Annotated in this window: 1 protein-coding gene and 1 pseudogene; both read left to right on the top strand. The window is 62.1% G+C overall.

The features are described 5' to 3' along the window. Positions 1-94: 94 nt before the first annotated feature. Positions 95-754: a GntR family transcriptional regulator gene (locus tag EOA85_RS35710; protein WP_127212763.1), complete on the top strand. Its 660-nt coding sequence runs from the start codon at positions 95-97 to the stop codon at positions 752-754. Between the two features lie 62 nt (positions 755-816). Then, a pseudogene (locus EOA85_RS35705) lies at positions 817-1169 on the top strand (extracellular solute-binding protein); the annotation flags it as partial.

Raw genomic sequence — 1169 nt, 5'->3', positions numbered from 1 at the left:
GCCGATGGCTTCGCAAGGGCGGCAACAGCTTGCTGCCGCCTACGACAGGCTGTTTGCGACAGAGCCGGCCTGATTGGCAAAGGGAAGCGCTGAAATGGACGACAGCAGCGAACCGGCCACCCTCAGGGAAAAAGCTTATGCCAGCTTCACGCGGCATTTGCTGGCCCGCGATCTGCGGCCGGGACAGTTCGTGTCGCAGCGTGAGCTGGTTGCCTTTACGGGCCTGCCGCTTGGTGCCATCCGTGAGATCGTGCCGCGTCTCGAGGCCGAGGGACTTCTCATGACCATCCCGCAGCGCGGCATGCAGATCGCCCATATCGACATCAGCCTGATCCGCGAGGCCTTCCAGTTTCGCCTGTTCATGGAGCGCGAAGCGGTGGCGCTGTTCACCGTCAACGCCTCCGACGCCGAGCTCGCCCGCCTGCGGCACGAGCATGAGGACATGCTGGCTCAAGCGCTGTCGCAGGCGCCGACGCCGGAAATGGAAGCCAGGGCCCAGAACATCGATTGGGCCATGCACGACACCTTCATCGATGCGCTGGGCAACGAGATCATCGCCAAGGCGTATCTGATCAATTCGGTAAAGATCAGGCTAATCCACCAGGAGCGTTTCCGTATCGACGGGCGCGTCGTGCCGGTGATGCAGGAGCACCTGACGGTGATCGAAGCGCTCGAGAGCCGCGACCCGCAAAAGGCGGTCGAGGCGATCAGCCGGCATATCGACAACGCGCGCCGGTTGGCGCTCCAGATCTGAGGACGTATGGTTCGCGGCTGCCGCGACACTACCCACAACGACAGCAACCCAGGGAGGAAGAAATGTCGTCCAATCCGTTTAAGCCAACAAGAAGGCAAGTCCTTGCAGGAACCACGGCGCTCGCCGCAGCGGGCCTGGCCGGCCTTCGCCCGAGCTTTTCCGCCAGCGTCGACTGGAAGCGCTTTGCCGGCACGACGCTCGACGTCAATCTGGTGAAAAGCCCGCGCAGCGACACCATCCTGAAATATATCGCCGAATTCGAGGAGCTGACCGGCATCAAGGTCAATGCCGAGGCGACGCCAGAACAACAGCAGCGGCAGAAGACGGTCATCGAACTGAGCTCCGGCAAGCCGAGCTTCGACGTCGTTCATCTGAGCTATCACGTGCAGAAGCGCCAGTTCGAAAAGGGTGGCTG

The sequence above is a fragment of the Mesorhizobium sp. M5C.F.Ca.IN.020.29.1.1 genome, assembly GCF_003997375.1.
Classification (GTDB): domain Bacteria; phylum Pseudomonadota; class Alphaproteobacteria; order Rhizobiales; family Rhizobiaceae; genus Mesorhizobium; species Mesorhizobium wenxiniae.
The sequence above is the reverse complement of the archived record's forward strand: the minus strand, read 5'-3'. Positions and strand labels throughout refer to the sequence as shown.